The sequence below is a fragment of the uncultured Bradyrhizobium sp. genome, assembly GCF_936943645.1.
GTDB lineage: Bacteria > Pseudomonadota > Alphaproteobacteria > Rhizobiales > Xanthobacteraceae > Bradyrhizobium.
Genome location: NZ_CAKZJO010000068.1, coordinates 12,466 through 39,009, shown reverse-complemented (window position 1 = coordinate 39,009; position 26,544 = coordinate 12,466). Strand labels below are relative to the sequence as shown.

The window sequence follows — 26,544 nt, the reverse complement described above, 5'->3', positions numbered from 1 at the left end:
CTGAACGATGTCCGGTCCCAATGCGCATTTGATGGTCCCCGGCCTGCGCCGGAACATGGTGACGATCTGCGCCATGACGGCGACGATCATGCAGGCGCTGGACACCACCATCGCCAACGTCGCCCTGCCCTATATGCAGGGCACGCTGTCGGCCTCGCAGGACCAGATCAACTGGGTGCTGACCTCCTACATCGTCGCCGCCGCGATCATGACGGCGCCGGTGGGCTGGATCGCCAACCGCTTCGGCCGCAAGCGCATCTTCATCATCTGCTCGGCCGGCTTCACCATGGCCTCGGTGCTGTGCGGTCTCGCGCAGGACATCAACCAGATGGTGCTGTTCCGCCTGCTTCAAGGTGTGTTCGGCGCCGCCCTGGTGCCGCTGTCGCAATCGGTCATGCTCGACTATTACACGCTCCAGGAACGCGCCAAGGCGATGTCGATCTGGGGCATGGGCGTGATGATGGGGCCGATCATGGGCCCCTCGCTCGGCGCCTGGCTGACCGAGACCTATTCCTGGCACTGGGTGTTCTTCGTCAACCTGCCGTTCGGCGCCATCACCGTGCTCGGGCTGATCGTGTTCATGGACGAGACCCGGAAGGATCTCAGCCTCAAGTTCGACTTTTTCGGCTTCGCGGCGCTCGCGGTTGCGATCGGCGCGCTGCAGCTCGCGCTCGACCGCGGCGAGCAATTGGGCTGGCTGGAATCCAACGAGATCCTCGCTGAGTTCATCGTCTCGGCCGTTGCCTTCTACTTCTTCCTCGCGCACTCCTTCACGACCTCGACGCCGTTCATCCGCTTCGCGCTGTTCCGGGATCGCAACTTCGTCACCGGCTGCATGTTCATGGTCGTGATGGGGCTCGTGCTGTTCTCGACCATGGCGCTGGCCTCGCCCTACATGCAGAACGTGATCGGGTATCCCATCATCACCGCCGGCCTGTTGCTGGCGAGCCGCGGCTTCGGAACCTTCTTCGCCATGATGCTGGTCGGCCGCATGATGCGCTATTTCGAGGCGCGTACGCTGATCATCTCCGGCCTGACGCTGACCGCGGGCTCGCTGTTCCAGATGACCGGCTGGACCGACCTGACCCAGGTGCCGGAGATCGTCACCGTCAGCGTCATCCAGGGGTTTGGCTTCGGCCTCGTCTTCGTGCCGCTCTCGACCGTGGCGTTCCTGACGCTGTCGAACGATCTGCGCACAGACGGCACCGCGATGCTGACCCTGATGCGCAACGTCGCGAGCTCGGTCGGCATTTCCGTCGTCATCGCGCAGCTGACGCAGGGGACGCGGCGGACCTACGCGATCCTGTCCGAGCACATCAACCCGTTCAATCATGCGCTGCAGATGCCCGACGTCCGCGGCCTGATCAACCTGTCCACCGACGCCGGCCGCGCCATGGCCGACAGGATGGTCAGCGTGCAGGCGCAGATCATCGCCTTCGCACACGACTACCAGCTGGTGATGATCTTCATCCTCTGCACCATCCCGCTCGCCCTGCTGATCGGCTCGACCAAGGCCACGCTGCGCAAGCAGGCGGCCGGGCCGGAACATGCGGTGATGGAGTAGGCACGCTCGATCCACACTCTCCGCTGTCGTCCCTGCGAACGCAGGGACCCATAACCACAGGAAGTGGTTTGGCGAAGACTCGGAGTTGGCAGCTCGCGCGACGACCTCTCCTTGTGGTTATGGGTCCCCGCCTTCGCGGGGACGACACCGAGAAGGTTGACCCGGCACCGCGCCTCACACCGCACCGAGCGAACGGCGCGACCTACCCCAACAATTCCTCGCAGCCCAGATCATCTACGGCCGCAAACACCCGCTCCAGATTGTTCCACCAGATCACCGGCGGAATGTTGACGCTCCACTGCCAGACCGGTTTGGTAATGTGCCAAAGCACTGACCGGCGATAGTCCTGGTCGAGCGTGCCTCGGGTGTAGCCTGCGACACCGTGCTGCATCAACGTCTGGTGATAATGGTTGAGCAAAGGCCGCTCGAGCGCCTGCCTGCGATCCGGATACCACTGTGTGGCCATCATGTAGGCGAGGTCATTCGTCGGCACGTTGATGCGCCATTGGTCGAAGTCGAATATGCGGACGGTATCGGTGACGCCCGGGCGTGGTAGCAGGAAATTCCAGGTATGGGCATCGCCGTGCGCGATGGTGACGTGGCGATGCGAATGGTAGCGCTGCAACAGCCGCTCCGCCTTCTCGATCAGTCGCCGGTACAGGATACGCCGCTCCTCGCTGAGGCGGTCACCGAGCAGATCGGCGAAGCGATCATAATGCCCCGCGAAAGTATCCATCAGCTTCGCGCTGTCGTCGGCACTCGCCCAGGCACCGACAGTCGCGCCGAGTCCGGAGTGGTCCCACCAGGCTGCATGCCACCGGCCGAGCGCCGTGACGATTGCCATCGCCTGATCGCGCGAGGGCGGCAATGGCCAGTCGGCTGCGACCTCATGGCTCTCGGTGAGGTCCTCGAGCAGGAGATGCCACGCCTGACTCTCCTCGTCGAAATGACCATCGTAGCAGCGCGGTACGATCTGCGACGGCATGTTCGGCGCAAGACGCGTGTAGAAAGCCACTTCCTGCCGGCCGGCATTCGCCAGCGTCTTGGCGTAGGCCGGATGCGGCATCTTGAGGATGACGGAGTGCGGGGCCCCGGCGGATTCCCCAACATAGCGCAGCCCAAGACGGATGACGCGCGACACCAGGGCCGGGTGCTGATGCAGCACCTTCACCTCGCGCACCGCACCGGCGTCCAGCACGCCGCTTCGGCGTAGCGCAGCCGTCAGTCGGCCCGGTTCAACGATGTCAGGCAATTGTGGAGGTGTCATAGCCACCGTGCCCCTGTCCCGCGCCATACTGCACGATCACAGTCCCGGGCACCAGCAGCAGGCCTCGTGCCCCGCTTCAAGCGGCCGCGGTGGAATCGCGCACGGTCCTCACCACGACCGACCGTAGCTGTTCGAGATTGGCGGCCATGCCGGCGATCGCCTGCCTGACCTCTGCCGCGCGATCGTTCACGGACGTGGCGTCGCGGCTGACATTGCCGATCTTGGCCGAGACTTCCTTTGCCGCGGACGCCGATTCGGAAATCGACCGCGCGATCTCGCGCGTCGCAGCGTCCTGCTGTTCCATCGCGGCGGCAACCGAGGTCGCCACGCCGTCGATCTCGACGATGTGCCCTCCCATCGTCTCGACGGCGTCGACCGCGGCCTGCGTCGAGGCCTGGATCTCGGTAATCAGCCGCGTGATTTCCTCGGTGGATTTGGCGGTTTGGTCCGACAGGGATTTCACTTCGGCCGCGACCACGGCGAAGCCGCGGCCGGCCTCGCCGGCGCGCGCCGCCTCGATCGTGGCGTTGAGCGCCAACAGGTTGGTCTGGCCGGCGATGCCGCCGATGAGGTCGGAGACCTCGGCGATCTTCTTCACTGATCCCGCCAGCGACTGGATGGTCGAGCGCGCCTGCTCGCGGCCGGCGACCGCCGATTTTGTCACAGTGCTGGTCCGCAGGACCTGGCTCGCGATCTCGCGGATCGAGGCGCTCAGCTCTTCGGCCGCGGCCGAGACGGTCTGCGAGCTGCCGAGGGCCTGGGTGGAGGCTGCCGCGACCGCCTGCGACTGCGCGGACAGCGATCTTGCGATCTCCGACAGGCTGGACGCCGCCCGCTCGACGCCTTGCGTCGCCGCACCGGCGGTGTCGACCGAGCGGCCGGTCTCGCGTTCGACGGTCTCGGCCATCTGGTGCAGGGCGGAGCGCTTGGCCTGCGCCGCCTCCTGCTCCTGCCGCAATTGCTCCTCGCGCAGCCGGGCATTCTCGACCGCCGCCTGCTTGAACACCACGAGCGCGCCCGCCATCGAGCCGACCTCGTCCTTGCGGTCGGCGAACGGAATGTCGGCGGCGAGATCGCCGGTCGCGAGCTTCTGCATCGTACCCGTCATGCGCACGATCGGGCGCACCACGCCGAGCGCGACGCCGAGCAAGCCGGCGGCAACGAAGGCAAGAACGGCAGCGGAGACGCCGAGGAGGATATAGAGCATCGAGCTGTCGCGGTCCGCCGCCAGCTTCTCCATGGCGGCATTCTGCTTGTTGGCGTTCTCGACGATGCTGTCGATCACGGCGCGATGCGCGGTGTAGGCGTCCTTGAGCTGCGCATAAGCGCGCTCGGAAGCGGCCGCGTCCTTGGCCTTGAGGGCCGGCAGGAGCTGGTCCGACGCCTTCCAGAACTTCTGCACCTCGGCGTCGGACTTCGACACCAGCGCGGTCTTCAGGTCGGCCGAGAGGCTGGAAGTGACCCAGAACGCCTTGCGCTCGTCATAGTCCTTGCGGAGCTGGACCAGGCGTTCGCCGTGGGCCGCCAGCTGGTCCGGCTCGCGCATCGCCAGGGTCGCCTCCAGATAAGCCTCGATGACATATTCCGGCGGCGGCAGGATGTCCGCGATGAGGTCGTTGCCCAATTTGATGTCGGAATAGAGCGGACCGCCAACCTTGAGCTCTTTCAAGGCGTACAGGCTGGTCGAAACGACGGCGGCAAAGCCAATGGCGAGAACGATGCCGAACGCGACGATCGCAGAGGACAACGACAGACGAAATTTCATGAAACAATCCAGGACGGCGTCCGAAACTGCGGCCACCCTAGACGAATACGGTAAATACGGAATTGCTTCGCGGCGGAATAATACCGTACGAAGCCCGCAGAACTACGGGATTTGAAGGTCGAGCCATCGGTATTTGAGTCAGTTAAACTGACGCACACGCGTGCGAACGAATCTTTTCGGCCGAAGGCAACGCAGTCCCGGCTTCGGTGCGCCCCATGAGACAGCATGCCGGGGAGGAGACCTCCCCGGTACGCATCGCCCCTCAGACGTCGAAGAACACCGTCTCGTCGTCGCCCTGGAGCCGCAGGTCGAGCCGGTAGACCGGCTTGCCGGCCTCGCGCACCGCGGTCAGCGTGGCGCGGCGATCAGCAGGCACCAGCGCCAGCACGGGATCGGAAGCGTTGCCGGTCTCGTCGCTGAAATAGATGCGGGTGTAGAGATGCCGCAGCATGCCGCGGCCGAACACCGCGAGCAGGATATGCGGCGCCTGCGGCTTACCGTCGGGATCCGGCACCGCGCCCGGCTTGATGGTCTCGAAAGCGTAATTGCCGTCCTTGTCGGTGCCGCAGCGGGCAAAGCCGCGGAAGCTCGCATTGGGCAGCGCGCGCTTGTCCTGCGGGTCGGCAAAGCGGCCCTGCGCGTCCGCCTGCCAGATCTCCAGCATGCAATCCGGCACGACAACGCCGTCGCCGTCGAACACACGGCCTTCGATACGGATGCGATCGCCGGTGACGTCGGGCGTCAGCGTCGAGTGGGTGAACGCGTCGTTCCAGGCGTAGTCGCCGGTCGGCGTCAGGCCGTATTTGAAGAACGGGCCGACGGTCTGCGACGGCGTGATCCCATTATCCTGCACTAGTGATTCTCCATGGGGGTGGCGTTCTTGCCGCGCAGCACGATGTCAAACCGGTAGCACAGCGCCCATTCGGGCTGGGTGTTCTCGAGGTCGAACGAGGAGACCATCCGCGCCCGCGCCTTCTCGTCCGGTACCGAATTGAAGATCGGGTCGAACGGAAACAGCGGGTCGGCAGGGAAGTACATCTGCGTCACGAGGCGCGTGACGAAGGAATGGCCGAACACCGACAGATGGATGTGCGCGGGACGCCAGGCGTTATGATGATTGCCCCAGGGATAGGCGCCCGGCTTGATGGTGACGAAGCGGTAGTAGCCGTCGGCATCGCTCACGGTGCGGCCGGCGCCGGTGAAGTTCGGATCGAGCGGCGCCGGATGCTGGTCACGGACATGGACGTAGCGGCCGCAGGAATTGGCCTGCCAGATCTCGACCAGAGAGCTCGGCACGCCCCGGCCGTCCTCGTCGCGCACATGGCCGTGGACGATGATGCGCTCGCCGATCGGTTCACCAGTGTGTTGGGTGGTGAGGTCGTTGTCGCCCTTGCGCACGGTCTCGTGGCCGTAGACCGGACCGGTCAGCTCCGACAGCGTATGCCGCATCGGGATCAACGGCTTGTTCGGCGCGCGCTTGATCGAGCTCTTGTAGTCGGGCGACAGCGGCAGCGGATGCGCCTTGTTGCTGTCTGTGGGATAGATGAATGTCATGGGCGAACTCCTCCCCGGCCATTTTCGGTCCGGCCGGTCAACTTCCGCCAATCATTATAGGATATAACTAATTTGGGGAAGCGGGTTTGGCGGCCATGCCGCGCCCGGCGGGCCCGCGCTATTTGATCGGCGGACGCGGCAGCACCGCCTCCCCGGCTTCGAGCCGGTAGGTGTGGTCGAGCGAATACCAGGGCGCCACGACATCGGGCGCGGTCGGATGCGGCGTGTCGTGGCGCTGGAACTTGCCGATCAGCGCCCGCGTCACCCCGAACTGCACGTCGCTGTCGATATGCGGGTCGGTGGGGTCGTAAACCTGCGAGATCAGCACCTTGAAACCGGGCTTGAAGATCAGGGCGTGGAGATGCGCTGGGCGGTAGGGATGCCGGCTTTGCGCTTCGAGCAGACGGCCGACCACGCCGTTGGTCGGAATGGGATAGCCGACCATCATCACCGAACGAAAGGAGAAGCGCCCTTCCCCGTCGGTCGTGAACTTGCCGCGCAGGTTCATGTCGGCCTGCTCGGGGTCCTGGTTCTCGTAGAGGCCGACCGGCGAGGCGTGCCAGACATCGACCTCCGCGCCCGCAACGGGACGGCCGTCCTTGTCGACGACTCGGGCGCTCACGAACAGCGGCGCCCCCGGCGTCTCCGAACGCACGATCGATCCGCCATTCTCGACCCGCGGCGAGTTCAGCCGCCAGAAGGGTCCGAGCAGCGATTGATCGGTCTCCGTATTGCCCTGGTCGCCATTGTTGAGCAGGCACACCAGCGGCGAGACACCGAGCGAGCCCGCCATCAGCACGACTTCATTATGGGTATCGGTCGTCAGCTTGCCGAGCTCGGCGATGACCGCGGTGGCGTCGCGAAACTCTTTCTCGGTCAGGCGGACATCGCGCACGAAGGCGTGCAGGTGCTTGACCAGGGACACCATGATCTGGCGCAGCCGCGGATCCGACGTCCGCTCCATCACCGCCAGCGCCGCGGCCGTGACGTCCTGCTCGCGCTCGATGATCATGGCTGTCTCCACTCGGCCCCTTCGCCTCTCCCCGCGTGCGGGGAGAGGGAGAAGAGAGAACTCAGTTCACCTTCTCGATCGCAACCGCGACACCCTGGCCGACGCCGACGCACATGGTGGCGAGCGCGAGCTTGCCGCCGCGCTTCTCCATGCCGTGGACTGCGGTGAGCGCGAGGCGCGCGCCGCTCATGCCGAGGGGATGGCCGAGCGCGATGGCGCCGCCATGCGGATTGACGAAATCGGCGTCGTCGGCGACGCCGAGCTGGCGCATGCAGGCGATGCCCTGCGAGGCGAAGGCTTCGTTGAGCTCGATCAGGTCGAAATCGCTGATCTTCTTGCCGAGCCGCTCCATCAGCTTGCGGGTCGCCGGCACCGGGCCGATGCCCATGATGCGCGGCGGCACGCCGGCCGAGGCAAGGCCGAGGATGCGGGCACGCGGCGTCAGGCCGTGCTTCTTCACGGCAGCTTCGGATGCCAGGATCATGGCGGCAGCGCCGTCATTGACGCCGGAGGCGTTGCCGGCGGTCACCGTACCGGGATTACGCACGATCGGCTTCAGCTTGGCGAGGCCTTCCAGCGTGGTCTCGGGGCGCGGATGCTCGTCCTTGTCGACAGTGATCGGGCCGGCCTTGCCGCCGGGAATGGTGATCGGTGTGATTTCCTCGGCGAAGTACCCAGCGGCAATCGCCTTGCCAGCACGCTGCTGCGAGCGGATCGCGAAGGCATCCTGGTCAGCGCGCGAGACCTGGAATTCCTCGGCAACGTTCTCGCCGGTCTCCGGCATCGCATCGACGCCGTACTGCGCCTTCAAGAGCGGGTTGATGAAGCGCCAGCCGATCGTGGTGTCGAAGATCTCGGCCGAGCGCGAGAAGGCCTCCTGCGCCTTGCCCATCACGAAGGGCGCGCGGGTCATGGATTCGACGCCGCCGGCAATCGCGAGCTCGATCTCGCCGGAGCGGATGGCGCGACCGGCCGCGCCGACCGCGTCGAGGCCGGAGGCACAGAGCCGGTTCAGGGTCTGGCCGGGAACCGAATCCGGAAGACCAGCCAGCAACAGCGCCATGCGCGCGACGTTGCGGTTGTCCTCGCCGGCCTGGTTGGCGCAGCCGAAGAAGACCTCGTCCACCTGCGCCCAGTCGAGGTTGGGGTGCTTGGCCATCAGCGCCTTGATCGGGGCTGCGGCGAGATCGTCGGCGCGCACCTTGGCAAGGGAGCCGCCGAAACGGCCGATCGGGGTCCGCACGGCATCGCAGATAAAGACGTCACGCATCGTTGTTCTCCCTGAATGCCGCGGTTCGGCCAGAATTCTTCAATGTCGGCGGAGTTTTAGGAGGGCGCCCGCGGCAGGTCAATTGACGGTTTCGCGGGCGGCGTATTCGGCTCAGCGCCACGAAATTCCGTCGTCATTCCGGGATGCGCCGACAGGCGCAGGCCCGGAATGACGACGGAAAATGTGGCAACCGCTTCCGCCACACGGACAACGTGGAAAACCTCCCCTGTCAGGCCAAAGCGATAGGAGCAGGGGACGAAATTTTGTAGGTTGCGCCGCCCATGACCATGCAACAGCCGATCCCCGTTCCGCCCCCCGACGAAGCGCCCGCGCCCCAGGCGGAAGCTGCCGCGCGCGTCACGCCGATGATGGAACAATACCTTGAGATCAAGGCGGCGCATCAGGGCCTGCTGCTGTTCTACCGGATGGGCGATTTCTACGAATTGTTCTTCGAGGACGCCGAGATCGCCTCCAGGACGCTCGGCATCGTCCTGACCAAGCGCGGCAAGCATCAGGGCGCCGATATCCCGATGTGCGGCGTGCCGGTCGAGCGATCCGAGGATTATCTGCATCGTCTGATCTCGGCCGGCCACCGGGTCGCCGTCTGCGAGCAGACCGAGGATCCCGCCGCAGCGAAGGCGCGCGGCAACAAGAGCGTGGTGCGCCGGGGCGTGGTGCGGCTGGTCACGCCGGGCACGCTGACCGAGGACAATCTGCTCGACGCGCGCGCCAACAACTATCTGCTGGCGATCGCGCGGGCCCGCTCCTCTGCGGGCGGCGACCGCTTCGGCCTCGCCTGGATCGACATCTCGACCGCCGAATTCATGGTCACCGAATGTTCGGGCGGCGAGCTTGCCGCGACGCTGGCGCGCATCAACCCGAACGAGGCCATCGTCACCGATGCGCTCTATGGCGACAACGAGCTCGGACAGACCCTGCGCGAACTGCCGGCAGTGACGCCGCTGACCCGCGACGTCTTCGACGGCGCCACCGCCGAAAAGCGCCTGTGCGACTATTTTGCGGTCGCGACCATGGACGGCCTCGCGCAGCTCACGCGGCTCGAAGCCACCGCCGCGGCCGCCGCCGTCACCTATGTCGACCGCACCCAGGTCGGCAAGCACCCGCCACTGTCGCCGCCTGCGCGCGAGGCCTCGGGCGCGACCATGGCGATCGATCCGGCCACCCGCGCCAACCTCGAGCTGACGCGGACGCTTGCCGGCGAGCGCCGCGGCTCGCTGCTCGACGCGATCGACTGCACCGTGACCTCGGCCGGCTCGCGCCTGCTGGCGCAACGGCTGGCGGCGCCGCTGACGGACGCGCCCGCCATTGCGCGCCGGCTCGATGCGGTCGGCACATTCGTTGCGGACTCCGCCGCGCGCGAGGACGTCCGCAGCATATTGCGCGGCGCGCCCGACATGTCGCGCGCGCTGGCCCGTCTCTCGGTCGGCCGCGGCGGCCCGCGCGACCTTGCGGGGCTGCGCGACGGCATCATCGCCGCCGACCAGGTGCTGGCGCGGCTCGGTGAATTGGACCAGCCGCCGCAGGAGATCGCGGTGGTGGTGGCCGCGCTGCAAAGGCCCTCGCGCGAGCTGGCAGCGGAATTCGCCAGCGCGCTCGACGAGCAGCTGCCGCTGATCAAGCGCGACGGCGGCTTCGTGCGGCAGGGCTATGAACCCGCCCTCGACGAAGCGCGCAATTTGCGCGACACCTCGCGCCTCGTGGTGGCCTCGATGCAGGCGCGTTACGCCGACCACACCGGCGTCAAGGCTCTCAAGATCCGGCACAACAACGTCCTCGGCTATTTCGTCGAGGTCACCGCGCAGCACGGCGACAAGCTGATGTCGGCGCCGCTGAACGCGACCTTCATCCATCGCCAGACGCTGGCGGGCCAGGTGCGCTTCACGACGTCGGAACTCGGCGAGATCGAAGCCAAGATCGCCAATGCCGGGGACCGCGCGCTCGGGCTCGAGCTCGAGATTTTCGAGCGGCTGTCAGCGAAGGCCATGGCGGTGAGCGACGAACTGCGCGCCGCCGCGCACGCCTTCGCCCTGCTCGACGTCGCGACCTCGCTGGCCAAGCTCGCGGTCGACGACAATTATGTGCGCCCCGACGTCGATGATTCCCTCGCCTTCGCCATCGAGGCCGGCCGCCATCCCGTGGTCGAGCAGGCCCTGAGGCGCAATGGCGAGCCGTTCATCGCCAATGCCTGCGATCTGTCGCCGGCGCCCGCGCAAAAGTCCGGCCAGCTCTGGCTGCTCACCGGCCCCAACATGGCCGGTAAATCGACCTTCCTGCGCCAGAACGCGCTGATTGCCTTGCTCGCTCAAATCGGCAGCTTCGTGCCGGCGACGCGGGCGCGGATCGGCATCGTCGACCGCCTGTTCTCGCGCGTCGGCGCTGCCGACGATCTCGCCCGCGGCCGCTCCACCTTCATGGTGGAGATGGTCGAGACCGCGGCGATCCTCAACCAGGCCGGCGAGCGCGCGCTGGTGATCCTCGACGAGATCGGCCGCGGCACCGCGACTTTCGACGGCCTCTCGATCGCCTGGGCCGCGATCGAGCACCTGCACGAGAGCAACCGCTGCCGCACCCTGTTCGCGACGCATTATCACGAGCTGACCGCGCTCTCCGCCAAACTGCCGCGCATGTTCAACGCCACCGTGCGGGTGAAGGAGTGGCAGGGCAACGTCGTGTTCCTGCACGAGGTTCTGCCGGGCTCGGCCGACCGCTCCTACGGCATCCAGGTGGCCAAGCTCGCCGGCCTGCCGCCGGCCGTGATCACACGCGCCAAATCGGTGCTGTCCAAGCTGGAGGCGCAGGACCGCGGCCAGACCGCGCGCGCACTGGTCGACGATCTGCCGCTGTTCGCGGTGCCCTCCCGCGCCGCCGCCGAAGCCGCGCCGCCGAGCGAAGCGGAGCTGCTGATGGACGCCGTGAAGGCGCTGCACCCCGACGAGATGTCGCCGCGGGAAGCGCTCGATGCGCTCTATGCGCTGAAGGCCAAGCTGCCGAAGCAGTGACGGTGCCGTAGGGTGGGCAAAGCGTAGCGTGCCCACGCATATCGGCTGGATCGCGAAGAGATCGTGGGCACGGCGCGCGAAGAGCGCGCCTTTGCCCACCCTACGATTCCGTCCGCTTGGCTACGCCCGCGCCGCGATCGCGGCCGCTTCCGCGGCGGCGCGCTGCATGCTGGTCGACATCTCGTTCGTCACCGTGCTCTGCTCCTCGACGGCGGCGGCGGTCGAGGTCACGTATTCGCTGACATTGTTGATGGCCTGCTTGATCGAGCCGAGCGCGCTGACGACGTCGCCGGAGATGCCGTTGAGGCTGCCGATCTCCTGGCCGATCTTGTCGGTCGCCTGCTTGGCCTGGTTGGCGAGGCTCTTCACTTCGGAGGCGACCACGGCAAAGCCGCGGCCGGCTTCGCCGGCGCGAGCGGATTCGATCGTGGCGTTCAGCGCCAGCAGGTTGATCTGGCCGGTGATGCTGTTGATCATCTCGACGATGCCGCTCATGGCCTGTGCGGCGTCGGTGAGGCGTTGGGCCTGGGCGTCGGCGGAGGAGACCTGCTCCACCGCGCTCATCGCGGTCTCGCGGGATTTCGTCATCGCCTCCGAGATCTCCCGCACCGAGGCGTTCAGCTCTTCCGAGCCGGCGGCGACCGATTCCATCATGCCACGGACGCGCTCGTTGCCCATGCGGACCAGCACCTGACGCGTGGTGTCGGTGGCATATTTCACGACCTTGAACGGCTTGCCGTTGAGGTCGAGGATCGGATTGTAGGAGGCCTGGATGTAGACCTCCTTGCCGCCCTTGCCGATGCGCTTGTATTCGGCCGCCTGGTACTGGCCGCGGTTGAGCGCCGCCCAGAATTCGCGGTACGCGGCGCCGTCGCGTTCCGAGGGCTCGACGAACATGCTGTGGTGCTTGCCCTTGATCTCGGCCAGCGAGTAGCCGAGCGCGCCGAGGAAGTTGGCGTTGGCGGTGATGATCGTGCCGTCCATGTTGAACTCGATCACCGCCTGGGCCTTGTCGATCGCCGAGATCTGGCCGGCGAGGTCGGCGTTCTTCAGCTTCTCCGCGGTGATGTCGGTCGCGAACTTGACGACGCCGTAAGGCTTGCCGTTCTCGTCGATCAGCGGATTGTAGGAGGCAAGGATCCACACCTCGCGTCCGCCCTTGCCGATGCGCTTGAACTCCCCGGCCTGGTAGTCGCCGCGGTTGAGCGCGGCCCAGAACTCGCGATAGGCGGGACCGCTGCGCTCGGTCTCGGCCACGAACAGGCTGTGATGCTTGCCCTCGATCTCGGCCAGCGAATAGCCGAGGGTCTTGCAGAAATTCTCGTTGGCGGTGACGATGGTGCCGTCGAGCTTGAATTCGATGACGGCCTGGGCACGGCTGATGGCCGCGATCTTCGACGCATCCGTCATGCTCCGGATCTTCTTCGCGGTGATCTCGGTTGCGATCTTGGCGACCATCACCGTCTTGCCGTTGCCGTCGAGCACCGGATTGTAGGATGCTTCGATCCAGACCTCGCGGCCGCCCTTCGCGATCCGCTTGAACTCGCGCGCCTGATACTCGCCGCGGCTCAATGCGGCCCAAAACGCCTTGTACTCGGCGGTGTCGCGCTGGTCGGCCGGCACGAACATGGAGTGATGCTTGCCTTTAATCTCGTCGAGCCGATAGCCGAGGGCGTCGAGAAAATTCTGGTTGGCCGTGATGATCGAGCCATCGAGATTGAATTCGATCATGGCCTGCGAACGGCCTATGGCGTCGAGCCGCGCTTGCGCATCACTCTGGGACTTGCGACCGAACATCGAACAATCTCCATCTCGAAATAACGTGGATAGCCTGCAGGGAAGTGGCCGTTGCGGCAACACAGCCGTACTCAAATCGACAATCCCCGCGAGTCCCTGCGCTCGGATGCAGCTCGGACGGGTTCGCGCCGGCGACGGCGCGAGCGGGTAAGCAATATTATTCCTACGGGAAAAGCTCGAACAAAGTTCTAATAGAAGTGTCGGAAAACGGCGGGAGCTGGAACGAACGCTGCCTCCGTCGCGATCAGGTCCGATCGGCGGCGCGACTTGAAATGACGCATCTCATTCAATGGCTTGCAGAGTTGCCGCGGTGCCCCTGAGCGTGAGGCCCATATCCTGCAAATGACTTTTCGCGCCGCGGTGTCGCGCTTGTCCGTAGTCTCACGGCTGTTGGCGCGCATTGCGCATCGCACGCCGGCCGAGCCCCCACAGCGTCAAGTTCCAAGCAATGCAGGTGCCGAGCGCGAGACACAGACCGACGGCCAGGCCGAACGACACCACCGCCACGTGCAGGACGGCGATCGCCATGCCGAATCCGAGCAAACCCCAGGCGGAGTTGGCGAGCACGGCAGCGGTCGGCGGGCCGCCGATGCGCGGATGCAGGATCACCATGATGCTGGAGAACACTACGGGGTACAGGGCGATGATGCCGCTGATGCGGGGGCCGACCCAGCCCGAGGTGGAGACCACGATGGCAACAAGGGTCGCCACCAGCGCAGCCCGCATCGGCACGTCGTACCAGCGGCGTGTCACCAGCGGCATCTTGGCATGGCGGTAGCCGGCCAGCAGCGGAATGCAGATGCCGAAGGCGATCAGGTTCGCGGCGAGGCCAGCGCTGAGCGACCAGTCGAACTGCCGGATGATGGAAGCCAGCGCGATCCAGACCACGACCGCGCTTCCGCAACTCACGGCGAAGCTGTGCCGCTGCGCCAGCACGACGTAAGCGAGGCACATGAAGATCGTCGCCGCGTTGACCGGCAGGCTCGCCAATGCCCCCTGCGCGATGAAGGCAGCGTCGTGGTCAAGCGCAAGGAAGACGTAGGAGGGACCCGCCGACACCGGCAATGTCGCGATCAGCGCGCCGATCACCGGACCTGCGCGTTCAGTGATGATCGACGCCGACACGACGAACGCCGCCGCGATCGCCATCCGCAAGAGAAGGAAGAGGAGAAAGTGAAGGTCGAGGGACATTCTGGCTTCTTACCCTCCCCTGGAAGGGGAGGGTCGGCTCATATGGAGCGCCGCGGAATATGAGACGGGGTGGGGTGACAGTCTCTCGACCGATGCAGTGCCCGAGTGGAGAGATCACCCCACCCCGGCTCACATTTCGCTGCGCTCAATGTGAGCCGACCCTCCCCCTCCAGGCCCCCTCCAGGGGAGGGTAAGAGAAAGCGTCACTTCCGCGGCAGCGCCGCCGCTATCGCCACCGCCAGCCAGCTCGCAATCATCACCGTTCCACCGGTCGGTGCCGCCATGGGAAACAGCGCGTGCCCGGCAAATTGCCGCAAGGTGAGGTCGCCCGCGAACAGCGCGGCGCCGGTCACGAAGCCGAACGCGGCGATGAGGCCAATTCCGCCGTGCAGAAGGCCGCGCGCGAGCAGAGCGGTGGTCGCCAATATGGCGGTTGCATGAAACAGCAACATGGCACTCGCCGTGGCGAGCCGGCTCGCATCCGCGCCGTGGGCGGAGGCGGCGGCCAATGCGACGCCGGCGGCGCCCATCACGCCGGCAAGGGCGATCAGCAGGCGATGCGCCGGCATCACGAGGCCCGCTCTTCCACGAGCTTCGCCATCGCGGCGCGCAGGCTTTCCATGCCGGTCGAGCTGCGCGACGAGGTCGCGAGCACGTTCGGGAACGCGGCCGGATGTTTTGCCAGCGCCGCCTCGGTCTCGGCGATGCGTGCTTGCAGCTCGGAGGCCTTCACCTGGTCGGCCTTGGTCAGCACGATCTGATAGCTGACCGCGGAGCGGTCGAGCGTCTTGAGCACCTCGAGGTCGACGTCCTTGATGCCGTGCCGCGCGTCGATCAGCACGTAGACGCGTGCGAGGCTGGCGCGTCCCAGCAGGAATTTGTGGATCAGCTCGGTCCAGGACGCGACCTGGCTCTTCGGCGCCTTGGCATAGCCGTAACCGGGCATGTCGACGAGGCGCAAATCGTTCTTGCCGGGGACCTCGAAGAAGATCAGCTCCTGGGTGCGGCCCGGCGTATGCGAGGTGCGCGCCAGCGCGTTGCGCCCGGTGAGTGCGTTGATCAGGCTGGACTTGCCGACATTGGAGCGCCCGGCAAAGGCGACTTCGAGCCCCGCCATCGGCGGCAACGTCTGAATCGAGGGCGAGGCCCAGATGAATTGCCAGTCGCGGGCGAACAGCTTTCGCCCGGCCTCGATCAGCTTGTCGTCTGACTTGTCGGTCATCTGAAAGTCTATCCTCGCGTCATGGCCGGGCTTGACCCGGCCATCCACGTCTTCACGGAGCAAGCTTCCAAAACGTGGATGCCCGGGCCTTCGCCGCGCCGAAGCGGCTTCGGCCGCGCAGGCGGGACAAGCCCGGGCATGACGACTTGGAAGCATTGTGCCCGCATGACGTAGGCGGGCACCTGTCTGACGCTTACGTCGCCTTCCGCGCGAACGTCGCCTTGAGATTGTCGAACAGTTCCACCTTCACGCCGTTGCGGCGCATGATGTAGCTCTGCTGGACCACCGAGAGCGTGTTGTTCCAGGCCCAGTAGATCACGAGGCCCGCCGGGAAGCCCGCCAGCATGAAGGTGAAGATCAGCGGCATCCAGTTGAAGATGATCTGCTGGGTCGGATCCGGCGGCGTCGGGTTCAGCTTCATCTGGAACCACATCGTGATGCCCATGATGATCGGCCAGATGCCGAGATGCAGATAGTGGCCGAACACGGGAAGCGTCGTCGGATCGATCGGGATCAGGCCGAACAGGTTGAAGAGGTTGGTCGGGTCCGGCGCGGAGAGGTCCTTGATCCAGCCGTAGAACGGCGCGTGCCGCATTTCGATGGTGACGAACAGCACCTTGTAGAGCGAGAAGAACACCGGGATCTGGATCACCACGGGAAGACAGCCGGCGACCGGATTGATCTTCTCCTTGCGGTAGATCTCCATCATCTCCTGCTGCTGCTTCACCTTGTCGTCGGGATAGCGCTCTTTCAGCGCCTGCAGCTGCGGCTGGATCGACTTCATCTTCGCCATCGAGGCGTAGGACTTGTTCGCCAGCGGGAAGAACAAGAGCTTCACGATCACGGTCACGAGCAGGATCGAGATGCCGAAATTGCCGAAGAAGCGGTAGAAGAAGTCGAGGCCGAGGAACATCGGCTTGGTGATGAAGTAGAACCAGCCCCAGTCGATCAAGAGATCGAAATGGTTCAGCCCCAGCTCCTTGTTGTAGCCGCCGAGACCGGCGAACGGGAACACGCCGACGACGCCGGCTTCCTTGGCGCCGGCGAACAGCCGCGCGTTCGCGGTGGCGGTGCCGCCGATCGCGACGGTGACGGGGTCGAGCAGATAATCGGTCTGGTAGGTGTGGACGTTGCCGGTGAGGTTCGAGGAGAACTTCGCCTGAAGCGGCGCACTGGTGTCGGGCAGCAGCGCCGAAGCCCAGTACTTGTCGGTGATGCCGAGCCAGCCATTGGTGGCCTTGAAGTCGACCTTCTTGGCTTCGTCGATCTTCTTGTAGGCATATTCCTGCAAGCCGTGATCGCCGAGATAGCCGATCAGGCCCTCGTGCAGGATGTAATAGCCGGACACCTGCGGCGTGCCGTGGCGCGAGATCAGCGCGTAAGGATAGAGCGTGACCGGCGCATTGCCGACATTGCTCACCTCGTCCTTGACGGTGAAGAGATAATGGTCGTCAACGGCAATGGTGCGGCGGAAGGTGAGGCCGTCGCCATTGTCCCATTTCAGCACCACCGGCGTCGTCGGCGTCAGGTTGCCGCTGCCGTCCTGCTGCCAGACGGTCTGGGCATCCGGCATCTTCGCCGTGACGCCCGTCGCCGCCACCCAGCCGAATTCGGCGTAATAGGGCTCTGCGGTGCCCGAGGGCGAATAGAGGATGATCGGCGGCGACTTCGGGTCGACCGTTTCGCGGAATTGCACCAGCGCAATGTCGTCGATGCGGCCCCCCTTCAGCGCGATGCTGCCGGCGATCCGCGGCGTGTCGATCTTGACGCGCGGGCTGGCGGCGATCGCGACGTCGCGCGCAACGACCGGCTGGGCCTGGTTCGCGGCCGGCGACGCCGGCTGGGCTGCGCCGGGCTGCGGCGTGGCACCGGGCGTCGCGGACGCGGTCGGCTGCGGCGTGGCCTTCTGCAGCTCGGCCTGCGCCTGCTGCTGGGCGCGCTGCTTCTCCATCGCCGGCACGTTGTAGAAATATTGCCAGGCGATCAGGACGAGGCCCGACAGAATGACGGCGAGGATGGTATTGCGATTGTCGGTCATCACTGTTGTCTCGTCATCAATCCGGTTTGCGGCTGGCAGCTGAGGCGGGACCCGGCCTCTGGCCACGCGATCCCTTGTGCGTATGCCGCGCAGGCTTCGTGAACGCTATGCGCAGATCGTCGAGCATGGTCGCGAAGTCGCGCGAGAGCGCGTCCCTTCGTCCGACCAGCACATAATCATGATGGGGCTGCATCGATACCGGATCGAGCCGCTTCACCAGTTCGCGAAGCCGGCGCCGGATGCGATTGCGCTCGGGGGCGTTGCCGTTCTTTTTGGTAACGGTGAAGCCGATCCTGACAGGGCCGGAATCATCGCGGGGGCGGCTTTGCAGGACGAACGCGGGACTATTCGCCCGCGCGCCATTGGCAACGGCGAGGAAATCCGCCCGCTGCCTCAGCCGATCCATGATGAAATCCCGGAAAAGGGGGTCCGGCTCAGGCGCTCAGACGCTTGCGGCCGCGGGCGCGGCGGGCGGCGAGAACCTTGCGGCCGCCGGCAGTGGCGAGACGGGCACGGAAGCCGTGACGGCGCTTGCGCACCAGTTTGCTGGGTTGATAAGTCCGCTTCACGGGTTTTTCTCCGCTGACCGGGCAATTTGCCTGTAGAATTGATAGGAAAGTCCGGAAGATGCGGCCCAAAACGGGCCATTTTCGGCCCCAGAAGAGCCGCTCCCGGCGTCACACCGGGTCATCGCGGACAATTTGCGCGGCTTATAAGGGAGCGCCTTGTTTTCGTCAACGCCGCACAAGCGCACGTTTCCGGTGAATATCGCTGTTTGCTAGGGGTTTTTAACCCTTGAGGTGGCGACTCGCGATATCAGCGCCTACATCCCACCTCGGCAGATTAGCGATCCGTAATTTGACCGGACCGGGGTCGGACCGCATCTTCCTACCGCCAATCCTTCAGACGCCAAGGGCAGCGAGGGCGAATTTCGTGGCAGCGACAGACCTCCAGCCGATCCAGGATCAGGATCAGCCGGACCAGCCGGCGGTGCGCCCCCGCGGGACGCGCGGGCTTGGGCTGTCGGGCAAGCTGCTGCTGCTGACCGTCCCCCTGGTCATGATCGCGGCCAGCCTGCTCTATGTGCCCGCCATCGCCAACTTCTGGGTCAACCGCCTGAACGACCGCGTCGCGGCGGCCAACACCGCCGCGCTGGTGCTGGATGCCGCGCCGCTCGGCATGGTTCCCGATTCGCTGTCGCGGCAGATCCTGAAAAGCATCAATGCCCGGGCCGTCGCCATCAAGATGGGCCAGCAGCGCCGCCTGCTCGCCAGCGACAACATTCCGGCCGCCATCGAGCACGACATCGACCTCCGCGACATGACGGCCTGGGAGGCGATCACCGGCTCGTTCCGGATGATGCTGGAGACCGGCAACCAGGCCATCCGCATCGTCGGGCCCGGGGTCGGCAATGCCCAGTTCATCGAGATCGTGACCGACGAGCTGCCGCTGCGGCAGCAGATGTATCGCTTCTCCCGTAACGTCGTGGTGGTTGCGCTGATCATCGCGGTGCTGACCGCGGGCCTCGTCTATCTCGCGCTCCATTATCTCTTCGTGCGCCCGATGCGGCGGCTGACCGCGAGCCTGGTCGGCTTCCACGAGAACCCCGAAAGCTCGGCGGGAATCATCGTGCCGAGCCAGCGCAGCGACGAGATCGGGGTCGCCGAGCGGGAATTGTCGGACATGCAGCGCGATCTGATGTCGATGCTGCATCAGAAGAGCCGGCTCGCCGCCCTTGGCCTCGCCGTGTCCAAGATCAACCACGATCTGCGCAATCTGCTGGCTTCGGCCCAGCTGCTGTCGGATCAGCTCGCCAGCGTGCCGGATCCGCGGGTGCAGCGCTTTGCGCCGAAGCTGGTCCGCTCGCTCGAGCGCGCCATCGCCTTCTGCCAATCGACGCTGTCCTATGGCCGCGCCCAGGAGGCCGCGCCCGACCGCCGCATGATCCTGATCGAGCCCGTGGTGCTGGAGGTGCGCGAGACCGCAGGTCTCGCCTCCGACGTTTCGATCGCCTGGGTCGCCGCGATCGAGCGCGGGCTCGCCATCGATGCCGATCCCGATCAGCTGTTCCGGGTGCTGCTCAATCTCGTGCGCAACGCCGCCCAGGCGCTGGAGAGTCATTCCTCCGGTGACGGCGGCCCGCAGCAGATCCGGATCACCGGAAAACGCGAAGGCGCCGTGGCGATCATCGAGGTCTCCGACACCGGCCCCGGCGTGCCCCAGAAGACCAGGGACCATCTGTTCGAGGCGTTCCAGACCTCCGGCCGCCCCGGCGGCAGCGGTCTCGGCCTTGCCATCGCCGCCGAGCTGGTCCGCGCCCATGGCGGCGACATCCATCTGGTCGAAGGCACCATCGGCGCCACCTTCCGCATCGTCATCCCCGACCGCCCCGTGGAGCTGCTCTCGATCCGCAACGAGCGGCAGCGGGCGTAGTCGGCCAGAGGCCGAGTGGGCGCAATTTCACTCTTTCCTTCATTCCGGGATGGCCCGAAGGGCCAGGCCCGGAATCCATAACCCCGGCTGGTGGTTATGGATTCCGGGCTCGCCGCTTCACCTCCCCCCGGAATGGCGGAGGGATCAGTGAAGATCCGCGAAAATCTCCCCATCCCGGACCTTGCCAATCCGGCCAAGAGCGGTTAGTCAGAGCGCTCTTTCGCACCCCCTCCGGCTTTGCCGGGGGCTGCGTCGCGGGTCACGCCCGCGCTGTTTGCGAAACACGCGCCCGTAGCTCAGCTGGATAGAGCATCAGACTACGAATCTGAGGGTCGGACGTTCGAATCGTTCCGGGCGCGCCATTCTTCGCCGAAAGGTCAGGACCAAGCAGCATCTGGTCGCCAGACGGGCCTGAGACCGGATGGCGACGTCGTGTGAGGAGCTGGATGAGGATATCGCAGGCGTTCAAGTTCGAGGCGGCGCATCGGCTGCCGAACGTGCCCGAGACCCACCGATGCCGCCGGCTGCATGGTCATTCCTACCGGGTCGAGGTCCAATTGGACGGGCCGGTCGATCCGCACACCGGCTTCGTCGCCGATTTCTTCGACATCGAAAACAGCTTCGCCGACATCATGGCTGCGCTGGACCACCAATGCCTGAACGAGGTCAAAGGCCTCGAGAACCCGACTGCCGAGAATATCGCGGTCTGGATCTGGGACCGGCTGAAGCCGAGCCTTCCGCAGCTATGGTCCGTCCGGGTCTATGAAACCGCGGATTGCTGGGCCGAATATAACGGGCAGTGACGACGGCCTCGCGCTGACCCGGCCCGGGCATGTCAGACGACGAATCCGAGCGTCGGGCGTTCGAGGCGTTCCGGGCGCGCGATTTCGAGAGTAAGTTCGCTTCATGCGCAATCTCGATCGTCTGTTCGTTTTCCTCGCTCTCGTCCTCGCCATCGCCGCCGCCCCCGTGCTTCCCGTGCGCGCGGCCGAAACCTGCCCGTTCATCAGCGCCCAGGAGCTCGCCCGTGCGATGCCGGCGCTCAAATGGTCGCTGATCTCAAATCAGGACGGCCGCGGCTGCATCTACCAGGGCGGGCGCGGCGACACGATGATGCTCTCCGTGTTCCGCAATCCCGACAAGGACCGCGCCCGGGAATTGTACGCGACCTTCGTCAAGACGCTCAGTGAGCGCATGCCGCTCAACGCCGTGTCCGGGATCGGCGACGAAGGTCAGGGCGGAACGACCGCCGCCGGCGCGGAGCGCCAGGAGGCCTCGGTCGTCGCCTTGTCAGGCGACTACATTCTGCAGCTTACCGTCTATCCGATCGGCCGGCGCGCCGACGACGCGCTGCTCGCGCCGGTCACGGAAGCCGCGCGAATTGCCATCGGAAGCGTCGGCAAGAGCAGCGAGCGGTTCGGCACTTGCGAGTGGCTCACGGCCGCCGATGCCGACGGCTTTCTCGACAATAGCACGCTGACGGTGCAGCGGACCGGCGCAGGCAGCTGCATGATGTTCGATCGCGAAGCCAACACCATGACCGTCGCGGTGATCGCGACCTCGCGCGACACCGCTGCCGGCATGATGAAACGCGCAGGCCCCTGCAAGCACGTGGCGATCCCCGAGCTCGGCGGCGAAGCCTTCGGCGAGCATTCCTGCACCAAGGGCAACGGCAACGCCGTCACCATCTATGTCTGGAAGAACGGCAGGCAGGCCTCGATCCTGTTCGCGCCGGTCAAGCCGCATCCGGAGTCCGGCTCGGTCGAGCGCCTGAAGGCGGTCGCCGCGCGAGTCTATGGGAAACTGTAGCGGCGCCGAGCTCCTTTGAAATGCCACGAGCCTACCCTGTGTCCTCATCGCCGGCGGGTGGGACATGGCGCCGAAAGTCAATTCTGTCGTGAAGGATACGCACGATTTCGATCGTGTTGCCCGGAGCCGCTCGAAACATCAGGAAATGGCTTCCGCGCCGGCCGTGCCGTGCCACGTGAAGCGTACGAAGGCCTGCCATGATCTCGTCTCGCGGCCTGGAGCCCGCAATCTTGGGACCCTCAGCCAGCTCGCCCATCGCCTGAACAAGGGTATCGCGATAGATTCGAGATTGTCGCGCGCCAAAGTTCTCTGCGGTCCACCTGAGGATGTTGGCGAAGTCGACCTCTGCGGCTGCACCGAGACGAATGCGCCATCTCCGCCCGGCCATGACAGCTCTATTCGGCGGTTCGAGAGATGATCTTCTCCGAGAGATCGTTCAAATAGGCTTGCAGGTCTTCGATACTTGCAAATTCCTTGTAGTCTCCCTGATCCAATGCCCCGACGCCCGCGCGCGCGGCTGCCCGCAGAGCTTTCAGCTTGCCTGCATCTTCCGCCTCGCGTTGCTCCACCAGCCGCAATCCGTCGCGCAAAACCTCGCTGGCATTCTGGTAGCGACCGGACTTGACGAGGGTCTCAAGCAGCTCTTCCTGCCGCTCTGTCAGCACGACGTTTCGGGTGGGCATCGGCATTTCCTTTTTGTTCACAGTCAAGCTGCTTATGGCATATTATGCCATATATGGGCGATCGTCTCAACCCAGCACCTCCTTGCACTTCGCTGCGAAGGCGGTGAGGTATGCGCCCATCTCGCCCGCCAGCGCATCGGACCGGTCGACATTCTGCAGGCTCATGTTGATTGCGTAGACCGGAAGCCCGTCCAGCACGATCGGCGTTGCAACGGCGAGCACGGCGGGCTGCCAGGATACGGCACAATAGCCGTTGCGCTCGACGGCGCTGATCGATCTTCTGACATCTGCGAGCAGCGCCCTCGTGGCAGCAATGCTGCGTCGCTTGAACAGTTTCAGCAACCGTTCGCGCTCGGTCTCGGCAATGCCGGCGAGGTAAGCGCGGCCGAGCGAGGTCAGCTCCATCGGGACCTGCTGGCCGGCGACGACGTTACGCAGCGCCGCGCGCGGGCTGTAGCGGATCGATTCGAGATACACCATCATGGTTCGATCCGCGGTGGCCAGCCCGACATTGAGCCGGCGCTTGGCCGATTCGGCCCGCATCATCGGTCCGATCGCGTTGAGTACGGGTGATCCCGTCCGCATTGCGTGACCGATGCTGATGACGGACGCGGCAAGGCGATAGGTCCGCTCGCTGCGGACTTCGTCGAGCATCCCGGAATTGACCAGTGTTCGCGTCAGCCGGCTGACCGTCGAGCGCGGCAAGCCTGTTCGTTCCGCGATCTCGCCATTGCCCAGCGTGTCGACGCCGGGCCGGAACGCCCGAAGGATCTCGATGCCGCGTTCGAGCGACCGGTTGCCATCGACGCCGCCCGCATATCTGCGCACCTGTGCCAACATCCGCCTCCGCGAACCATTTCCACTAAGTGGAATTAGGGGGATGTTCCAGCGGGTGCAAGCCGCTACAGGCATGGGGAAGAAGAATGCCCGGCCGCAGCTGGCTCATTGAGGACACGCCACGGCCGAGATCGGCATTCGACATCCGCAATCCCTTGCGGAACATCGATCCGTCTCCAGCCAGGGAGCCTGCCATGTCCTATCAGCTCATCGAATTCTCCGTCGGGGCCGGAATCGCGACGATCGCCTTCAACCGTCCGGAACGGCGCAACGCCATGAGCGACGAGATGCGCGCCGAGTTCGTCGGCGCGCTCGAAACCGTATCGCGCGACAAGGCGATCAGGGCGCTGGTGCTGACCGGCCGCGGCAACGCCTTCTGCGCCGGCGGCGACATCAGCGGCATGAAGCGCCGGCTCGAGGCGCCGCAGGGTGAGGTCGCCTTCAACGGCTGGAGCCGTCAGCAGGGCGTGCATCACGTGCAATCGCTGCTGCTGGGCCTGCCGAAGCCGACCATTGCCGCCGTCAACGGCGCCGCGGCGGGTCTCGGTGCCGACACTGCGCTGGCCTGCGACTTCGTGATGGCAACGGAGCGATCGAAATTCACCTGGTCCTACATCAAGCGCGGTCTGATACCTGATGGCGGCGGGCTGTATTTCCTGCCGCGCCGGGTCGGGCTTGCGAGCGCCAAGGAGCTGATCTTCACCGGCCGCGTCGTCGAAGCGGATGAGGCGCTTGCACTCGGCATCGTCGACCGCAAGGTGGCGGCGGCCGAACTGCTGCCGGCCGCGCAGGCCTGGGCGGCCGAATTGGCGGAGGGATCTCCCACGGCTCTCGCGTTGAGCAAGAAGATTCTGAACGAGACCTTCGAGCATTCCGCCCACGACATCTTCAGTCTCGGCAGCCAGGCGCAGGCCATCTGCTACACCAGCACCGAGCATCGCGACGCCGTGACGGCGTTCCTCGCCCAATCCACCTCGAAGGGTTGAGCGATGGATGCGATCGAACGCCTGATCCGGCCGCGCAGCGTCGCCATCATCGGCGCGTCCGCCGACCCGAGCAAGACCTCTGGCCGGCCGGTCGCCTATCTCAGGAAGCACCGCTTTGCGGGCGCGATCTATCCGGTCAATCCCAAGGTCGCGGAAATCGGCGGGCTCAAATGCTATCCCGATGTCGCCTCGCTGCCCGATGTGCCTGACGTCGGCATCGTCCTGCTCGGCGCCGAGCGCGCGCATATCGCGGTGCGCGAATTGTCCGAGCGCGGTGCCGCCGCAGCGATCGTTCTGGCCAGCGGCTTCACAGAAACGGGCATGGAAGGCGCCGCGCGCCAGACCCAGCTCATGCAAGCGGCCGGCTCCATGCGGATTCTCGGGCCGAACACGATCGGTCTCGTCAATCTCACCGACAATATCGTGCTGTCGGCGTCGGGCGCGCTGGCGATGGATCACTTCGCGGCGGGGCCCATCGGCGTGATCTCGCAAAGCGGAGGCATTCTCGGATCCCTGCTGTCACGCGCCGCAGCGCGCGGGGTGGGGCTGTCCAAGCTGGCGTCGACCAGCAACGAAGCCGATCTCGAGCTTGCCGATTTCATCGACTATCTCGCCGGCGACAGCGCCACCGATGTCATTGCGCTCTATATCGAGGCGATCCGCAATCCGGCTCGCTTTCGCGAGGCGGTGCTGAAGGCGCGCCGCGCCGGCAAGCCCGTCGTTGCCTTCAAGATCGGTCGCTCCGAGGCGGGCGCACAGGCGGCGGTCTCGCACACCGGCGCACTGGCCGGCTCCGATCGCATGTACGATGCCCTGTTCAGGCAGCTCGGCGTGATCCGCGCCAGGACGTTCGAGGACCTGCTCGATATTCCCGCGGCCCTTGCAGCGGGACGGGAGCTTGCCGGCCGGCGTGTCGCGATCCTCACCTCCACCGGCGGCGCCGGCACGATCGTATCAGACAGTCTCGGCGTCGCCGGCTTCGCGACGCCCGCACCCGATGCGGAGACGGCCGCGCAATTGCGCAGCTTGCAGTCGGGATCGCACGCCAATCTCGATCGCAATCCGATCGACGTGACCCTGGCCGGCCTGCAGCCGGATCTGCTTCGCGGTGCAATTCGCATTCTGCTCGCAAGTCCGTCCTACGATGCGCTGGTCGTCATTGCCGGCTCGTCCGCCGTGGGGTCGCCGGGCCTGATGGCCGATGCCATCCACGACTGCCTGCCGCTCAGCGACAAGCCGGTCATTGCCTATGTCAGTCCGCATGCGCCCGAGGTGGTGTCCGTTCTCACCCGCCGCGGCGTTCCCGCCTACACCTCCGCCGAGAGCTGCGCTGCCGCGCTCGACGGGCTGTTGCGGGCCGGAATGCCGGAGCAGGTCCAGACATCCGGCTCCAGTTCGACGACGGTCGACATCGGCGACTTCCCGGCGGGGTCGCTCGATGAAGCACAGGCGAAGGCGCTGTTCGCCCGCTTTGGCGTTCCCGTTGCCGCAGAGAGAGTGGTCGCAACGGCTGACGAAGCAGAGCGAGCGGCGCGCGATCTCGGCGGTCAGGTCGTGCTCAAGATCCTCTCGCGCGAGATCGCCCACAAGAGCGATGTCGGCGGCGTCGCGGTCAACCTGACCGCTGAAACGATCGGCGGACGCCTGACGGCGATGGCGGACGACGTCACGGCCGGGACGGGGACGCGGCCCGATCGATTCCTGGTGCAGGAAATGATTTCAGGCGGCGTCGAGCTCATTCTCGGCATGCATCGCGATTCCCTGGGCACCGCGATCCTGCTCGGGATGGGCGGCGTCGCGGCCGAACTGTTCAAGGACACGACGATGCGTCTGCTTCCGCTGGACGGCGGCCTTAGTCTGTCGGACGCGAATGCGATGGCGCGCGATCTCGTCACCTGGCCGTTGCTGGACGGCTTTCGGGGCCGGCCGAAATGCGACGTCGAGGCGCTTGCGGAAGCGGTCGTCGCGTTCTCGCGCATGGTTGCGCAGCTCGGCGATCGACTTTCCGAGGCGGAGATCAATCCGGTGTTCGTATTGCCGGCGGGCCGGGGCGTGAAGGCAGCAGATGGATTGGTCGTTCTCAATGTCTGAAGAAA

General features: G+C 65.6%; 23 protein-coding genes and 1 tRNA gene. 8 read left to right on the top strand and 16 right to left on the bottom strand.

Annotation, left to right across the window (positions count from 1 at the left end; all coding sequences use genetic code 11):
* Positions 1–7 precede the first annotated feature (7 nt).
* Complete coding sequence (locus Q0743_RS19705; protein ID WP_298243161.1) at positions 8–1,564, top strand: MDR family MFS transporter; 1,557 nt, start codon at positions 8–10, stop codon at positions 1,562–1,564.
* A 202-nt stretch (positions 1,565–1,766) separates the two neighbouring features.
* Here Q0743_RS19705 and Q0743_RS19700 read toward each other — a convergent pair whose 3' ends face one another.
* The 6 genes from Q0743_RS19700 to pcaF all read right to left on the bottom strand — a co-directional run bounded on the left by Q0743_RS19700 (position 1,767) and on the right by pcaF (position 8,432).
* Positions 1,767–2,858, bottom strand: a complete 1,092-nt coding sequence (locus Q0743_RS19700) for a phosphotransferase (RefSeq protein ID WP_298243160.1) — start codon at positions 2,856–2,858, stop codon at positions 1,767–1,769.
* A 49-nt stretch (positions 2,859–2,907) separates the two neighbouring features.
* On the bottom strand, positions 2,908–4,596 hold the full coding sequence (locus Q0743_RS19695; RefSeq protein ID WP_298243159.1) for a methyl-accepting chemotaxis protein: 1,689 nt from the start codon (positions 4,594–4,596) through the stop codon (positions 2,908–2,910).
* 262 nt (positions 4,597–4,858) lie between these two features.
* Positions 4,859–5,449: a protocatechuate 3,4-dioxygenase subunit alpha gene (gene pcaG / locus Q0743_RS19690; RefSeq protein ID WP_298243158.1), complete on the bottom strand. Its 591-nt coding sequence runs from the start codon at positions 5,447–5,449 to the stop codon at positions 4,859–4,861.
* Positions 5,449–6,150, bottom strand: a complete 702-nt coding sequence (pcaH, locus tag Q0743_RS19685) for a protocatechuate 3,4-dioxygenase subunit beta (protein WP_298243157.1) — start codon at positions 6,148–6,150, stop codon at positions 5,449–5,451. The genes pcaG and pcaH overlap by 1 nt, the downstream gene beginning before the upstream one ends.
* A gap of 118 nt (positions 6,151–6,268) precedes the next feature.
* Entirely contained in the window at positions 6,269–7,162 is an 894-nt protein-coding gene (locus Q0743_RS19680) for a dioxygenase (RefSeq protein ID WP_298243156.1), read from the bottom strand.
* A gap of 61 nt (positions 7,163–7,223) precedes the next feature.
* A complete protein-coding gene (gene pcaF / locus Q0743_RS19675) occupies positions 7,224–8,432 on the bottom strand; it encodes a 3-oxoadipyl-CoA thiolase (protein ID WP_211403560.1) in 1,209 nt (402 codons plus the stop codon).
* Between the two features lie 281 nt (positions 8,433–8,713).
* Between pcaF and mutS the strand changes: the two genes are divergently transcribed.
* Positions 8,714–11,452, top strand: a complete 2,739-nt coding sequence (mutS, locus tag Q0743_RS19670) for a DNA mismatch repair protein MutS (RefSeq protein WP_298243155.1) — start codon at positions 8,714–8,716, stop codon at positions 11,450–11,452.
* A 120-nt stretch (positions 11,453–11,572) separates the two neighbouring features.
* Here the strand turns inward: mutS and Q0743_RS19665 are convergent, their stop codons facing one another.
* The 7 genes from Q0743_RS19665 to rpmH form a co-directional block, all read right to left on the bottom strand.
* The gene (locus Q0743_RS19665) at positions 11,573–13,249 is read right to left on the bottom strand and encodes a PAS domain-containing methyl-accepting chemotaxis protein (protein WP_298243154.1); all 1,677 of its coding nucleotides are present in this window, start codon (positions 13,247–13,249) and stop codon (positions 11,573–11,575) included.
* A 381-nt stretch (positions 13,250–13,630) separates the two neighbouring features.
* Positions 13,631–14,440, bottom strand: coding sequence for a hypothetical protein (locus Q0743_RS19660; protein WP_298243153.1), 810 nt, complete (start codon positions 14,438–14,440; stop codon positions 13,631–13,633).
* A gap of 203 nt (positions 14,441–14,643) precedes the next feature.
* Entirely contained in the window at positions 14,644–15,009 is a 366-nt protein-coding gene (locus tag Q0743_RS19655; RefSeq protein ID WP_298243152.1) for a DUF423 domain-containing protein, read from the bottom strand.
* On the bottom strand, positions 15,009–15,662 hold the full coding sequence (gene yihA / locus Q0743_RS19650) for a ribosome biogenesis GTP-binding protein YihA/YsxC (protein WP_298243151.1): 654 nt from the start codon (positions 15,660–15,662) through the stop codon (positions 15,009–15,011). The genes Q0743_RS19655 and yihA overlap by 1 nt, the downstream gene beginning before the upstream one ends.
* Positions 15,663–15,855: 193 nt before the next feature.
* Entirely contained in the window at positions 15,856–17,700 is a 1,845-nt protein-coding gene (yidC, locus tag Q0743_RS19645) for a membrane protein insertase YidC (RefSeq protein ID WP_298243150.1), read from the bottom strand.
* 16 nt (positions 17,701–17,716) lie between these two features.
* On the bottom strand, positions 17,717–18,106 hold the full coding sequence (rnpA, locus tag Q0743_RS19640) for a ribonuclease P protein component (RefSeq protein ID WP_298243149.1): 390 nt from the start codon (positions 18,104–18,106) through the stop codon (positions 17,717–17,719).
* Between the two features lie 28 nt (positions 18,107–18,134).
* Positions 18,135–18,269, bottom strand: a complete 135-nt coding sequence (gene rpmH / locus Q0743_RS19635) for a 50S ribosomal protein L34 (RefSeq protein WP_008542748.1) — start codon at positions 18,267–18,269, stop codon at positions 18,135–18,137.
* Positions 18,270–18,633: 364 nt separating this feature from the next.
* Here rpmH and Q0743_RS19630 point away from each other — a divergent pair, with 364 nt between their 5' ends.
* From Q0743_RS19630 to Q0743_RS19615, 4 genes are all read left to right on the top strand, one after another.
* A complete protein-coding gene (locus Q0743_RS19630; protein WP_298243148.1) occupies positions 18,634–20,133 on the top strand; it encodes a HAMP domain-containing sensor histidine kinase in 1,500 nt (499 codons plus the stop codon).
* A 285-nt stretch (positions 20,134–20,418) separates the two neighbouring features.
* A tRNA-Arg gene (locus tag Q0743_RS19625) sits at positions 20,419–20,495 on the top strand.
* Positions 20,496–20,579: 84 nt separating this feature from the next.
* A complete protein-coding gene (gene queD, locus Q0743_RS19620; RefSeq protein ID WP_298243147.1) occupies positions 20,580–20,936 on the top strand; it encodes a 6-carboxytetrahydropterin synthase QueD in 357 nt (118 codons plus the stop codon).
* A gap of 103 nt (positions 20,937–21,039) precedes the next feature.
* A complete protein-coding gene (locus Q0743_RS19615; RefSeq protein ID WP_298243146.1) occupies positions 21,040–21,942 on the top strand; it encodes a hypothetical protein in 903 nt (300 codons plus the stop codon).
* A gap of 31 nt (positions 21,943–21,973) precedes the next feature.
* Here Q0743_RS19615 and Q0743_RS19610 read toward each other — a convergent pair whose 3' ends face one another.
* The 3 genes from Q0743_RS19610 to Q0743_RS19600 form a co-directional block, all read right to left on the bottom strand.
* Entirely contained in the window at positions 21,974–22,330 is a 357-nt protein-coding gene (locus Q0743_RS19610) for a type II toxin-antitoxin system RelE/ParE family toxin (RefSeq protein WP_298243145.1), read from the bottom strand.
* Between the two features lie 7 nt (positions 22,331–22,337).
* Entirely contained in the window at positions 22,338–22,625 is a 288-nt protein-coding gene (locus tag Q0743_RS19605; RefSeq protein ID WP_298243144.1) for a type II toxin-antitoxin system ParD family antitoxin, read from the bottom strand.
* Positions 22,626–22,691: 66 nt separating this feature from the next.
* Positions 22,692–23,465, bottom strand: a complete 774-nt coding sequence (locus Q0743_RS19600) for a helix-turn-helix domain-containing protein (protein WP_298243143.1) — start codon at positions 23,463–23,465, stop codon at positions 22,692–22,694.
* 191 nt (positions 23,466–23,656) lie between these two features.
* Here Q0743_RS19600 and Q0743_RS19595 point away from each other — a divergent pair, with 191 nt between their 5' ends.
* Positions 23,657–24,448 (top strand): enoyl-CoA hydratase/isomerase family protein, encoded by a 792-nt coding sequence (locus Q0743_RS19595; RefSeq protein WP_298243142.1) that lies wholly within the window; start codon positions 23,657–23,659, stop codon positions 24,446–24,448.
* Between the two features lie 3 nt (positions 24,449–24,451).
* Entirely contained in the window at positions 24,452–26,539 is a 2,088-nt protein-coding gene (locus tag Q0743_RS19590; RefSeq protein WP_298243141.1) for an acetate--CoA ligase family protein, read from the top strand.
* Positions 26,540–26,544 lie beyond the last annotated feature (5 nt).

Bases quoted from the DNA above. Each gene is read 5' to 3' on its own strand.
- Q0743_RS19705 (WP_298243161.1), top strand. From the start codon at position 8: ATGTCCGGTCCCAATGCGCATTTGATGGTCCCCGGCCTGCGCCGGAAC.
- Q0743_RS19700 (WP_298243160.1), bottom strand. From the start codon at position 2,858: ATGGCGCGGGACAGGGGCACGGTGGCTATGACACCTCCACAATTGCCT.
- Q0743_RS19695 (WP_298243159.1), bottom strand. From the start codon at position 4,596: ATGAAATTTCGTCTGTCGTTGTCCTCTGCGATCGTCGCGTTCGGCATC.
- pcaH (WP_298243157.1), bottom strand. From the start codon at position 6,150: ATGACATTCATCTATCCCACAGACAGCAACAAGGCGCATCCGCTGCCG.
- Q0743_RS19680 (WP_298243156.1), bottom strand. From the start codon at position 7,162: ATGATCATCGAGCGCGAGCAGGACGTCACGGCCGCGGCGCTGGCGGTG.
- pcaF (WP_211403560.1), bottom strand. From the start codon at position 8,432: ATGCGTGACGTCTTTATCTGCGATGCCGTGCGGACCCCGATCGGCCGT.
- mutS (WP_298243155.1), top strand. From the start codon at position 8,714: ATGACCATGCAACAGCCGATCCCCGTTCCGCCCCCCGACGAAGCGCCC.
- Q0743_RS19665 (WP_298243154.1), bottom strand. From the start codon at position 13,249: ATGTTCGGTCGCAAGTCCCAGAGTGATGCGCAAGCGCGGCTCGACGCC.
- Q0743_RS19660 (WP_298243153.1), bottom strand. From the start codon at position 14,440: ATGTCCCTCGACCTTCACTTTCTCCTCTTCCTTCTCTTGCGGATGGCG.
- Q0743_RS19655 (WP_298243152.1), bottom strand. From the start codon at position 15,009: ATGCCGGCGCATCGCCTGCTGATCGCCCTTGCCGGCGTGATGGGCGCC.
- yihA (WP_298243151.1), bottom strand. From the start codon at position 15,662: ATGACCGACAAGTCAGACGACAAGCTGATCGAGGCCGGGCGAAAGCTG.
- yidC (WP_298243150.1), bottom strand. From the start codon at position 17,700: ATGACCGACAATCGCAATACCATCCTCGCCGTCATTCTGTCGGGCCTC.
- rnpA (WP_298243149.1), bottom strand. From the start codon at position 18,106: ATGGATCGGCTGAGGCAGCGGGCGGATTTCCTCGCCGTTGCCAATGGC.
- queD (WP_298243147.1), top strand. From the start codon at position 20,580: ATGAGGATATCGCAGGCGTTCAAGTTCGAGGCGGCGCATCGGCTGCCG.
- Q0743_RS19615 (WP_298243146.1), top strand. From the start codon at position 21,040: ATGCGCAATCTCGATCGTCTGTTCGTTTTCCTCGCTCTCGTCCTCGCC.
- Q0743_RS19610 (WP_298243145.1), bottom strand. From the start codon at position 22,330: ATGGCCGGGCGGAGATGGCGCATTCGTCTCGGTGCAGCCGCAGAGGTC.
- Q0743_RS19605 (WP_298243144.1), bottom strand. From the start codon at position 22,625: ATGCCCACCCGAAACGTCGTGCTGACAGAGCGGCAGGAAGAGCTGCTT.
- Q0743_RS19600 (WP_298243143.1), bottom strand. From the start codon at position 23,465: ATGTTGGCACAGGTGCGCAGATATGCGGGCGGCGTCGATGGCAACCGG.
- Q0743_RS19595 (WP_298243142.1), top strand. From the start codon at position 23,657: ATGTCCTATCAGCTCATCGAATTCTCCGTCGGGGCCGGAATCGCGACG.
- Q0743_RS19590 (WP_298243141.1), top strand. From the start codon at position 24,452: ATGGATGCGATCGAACGCCTGATCCGGCCGCGCAGCGTCGCCATCATC.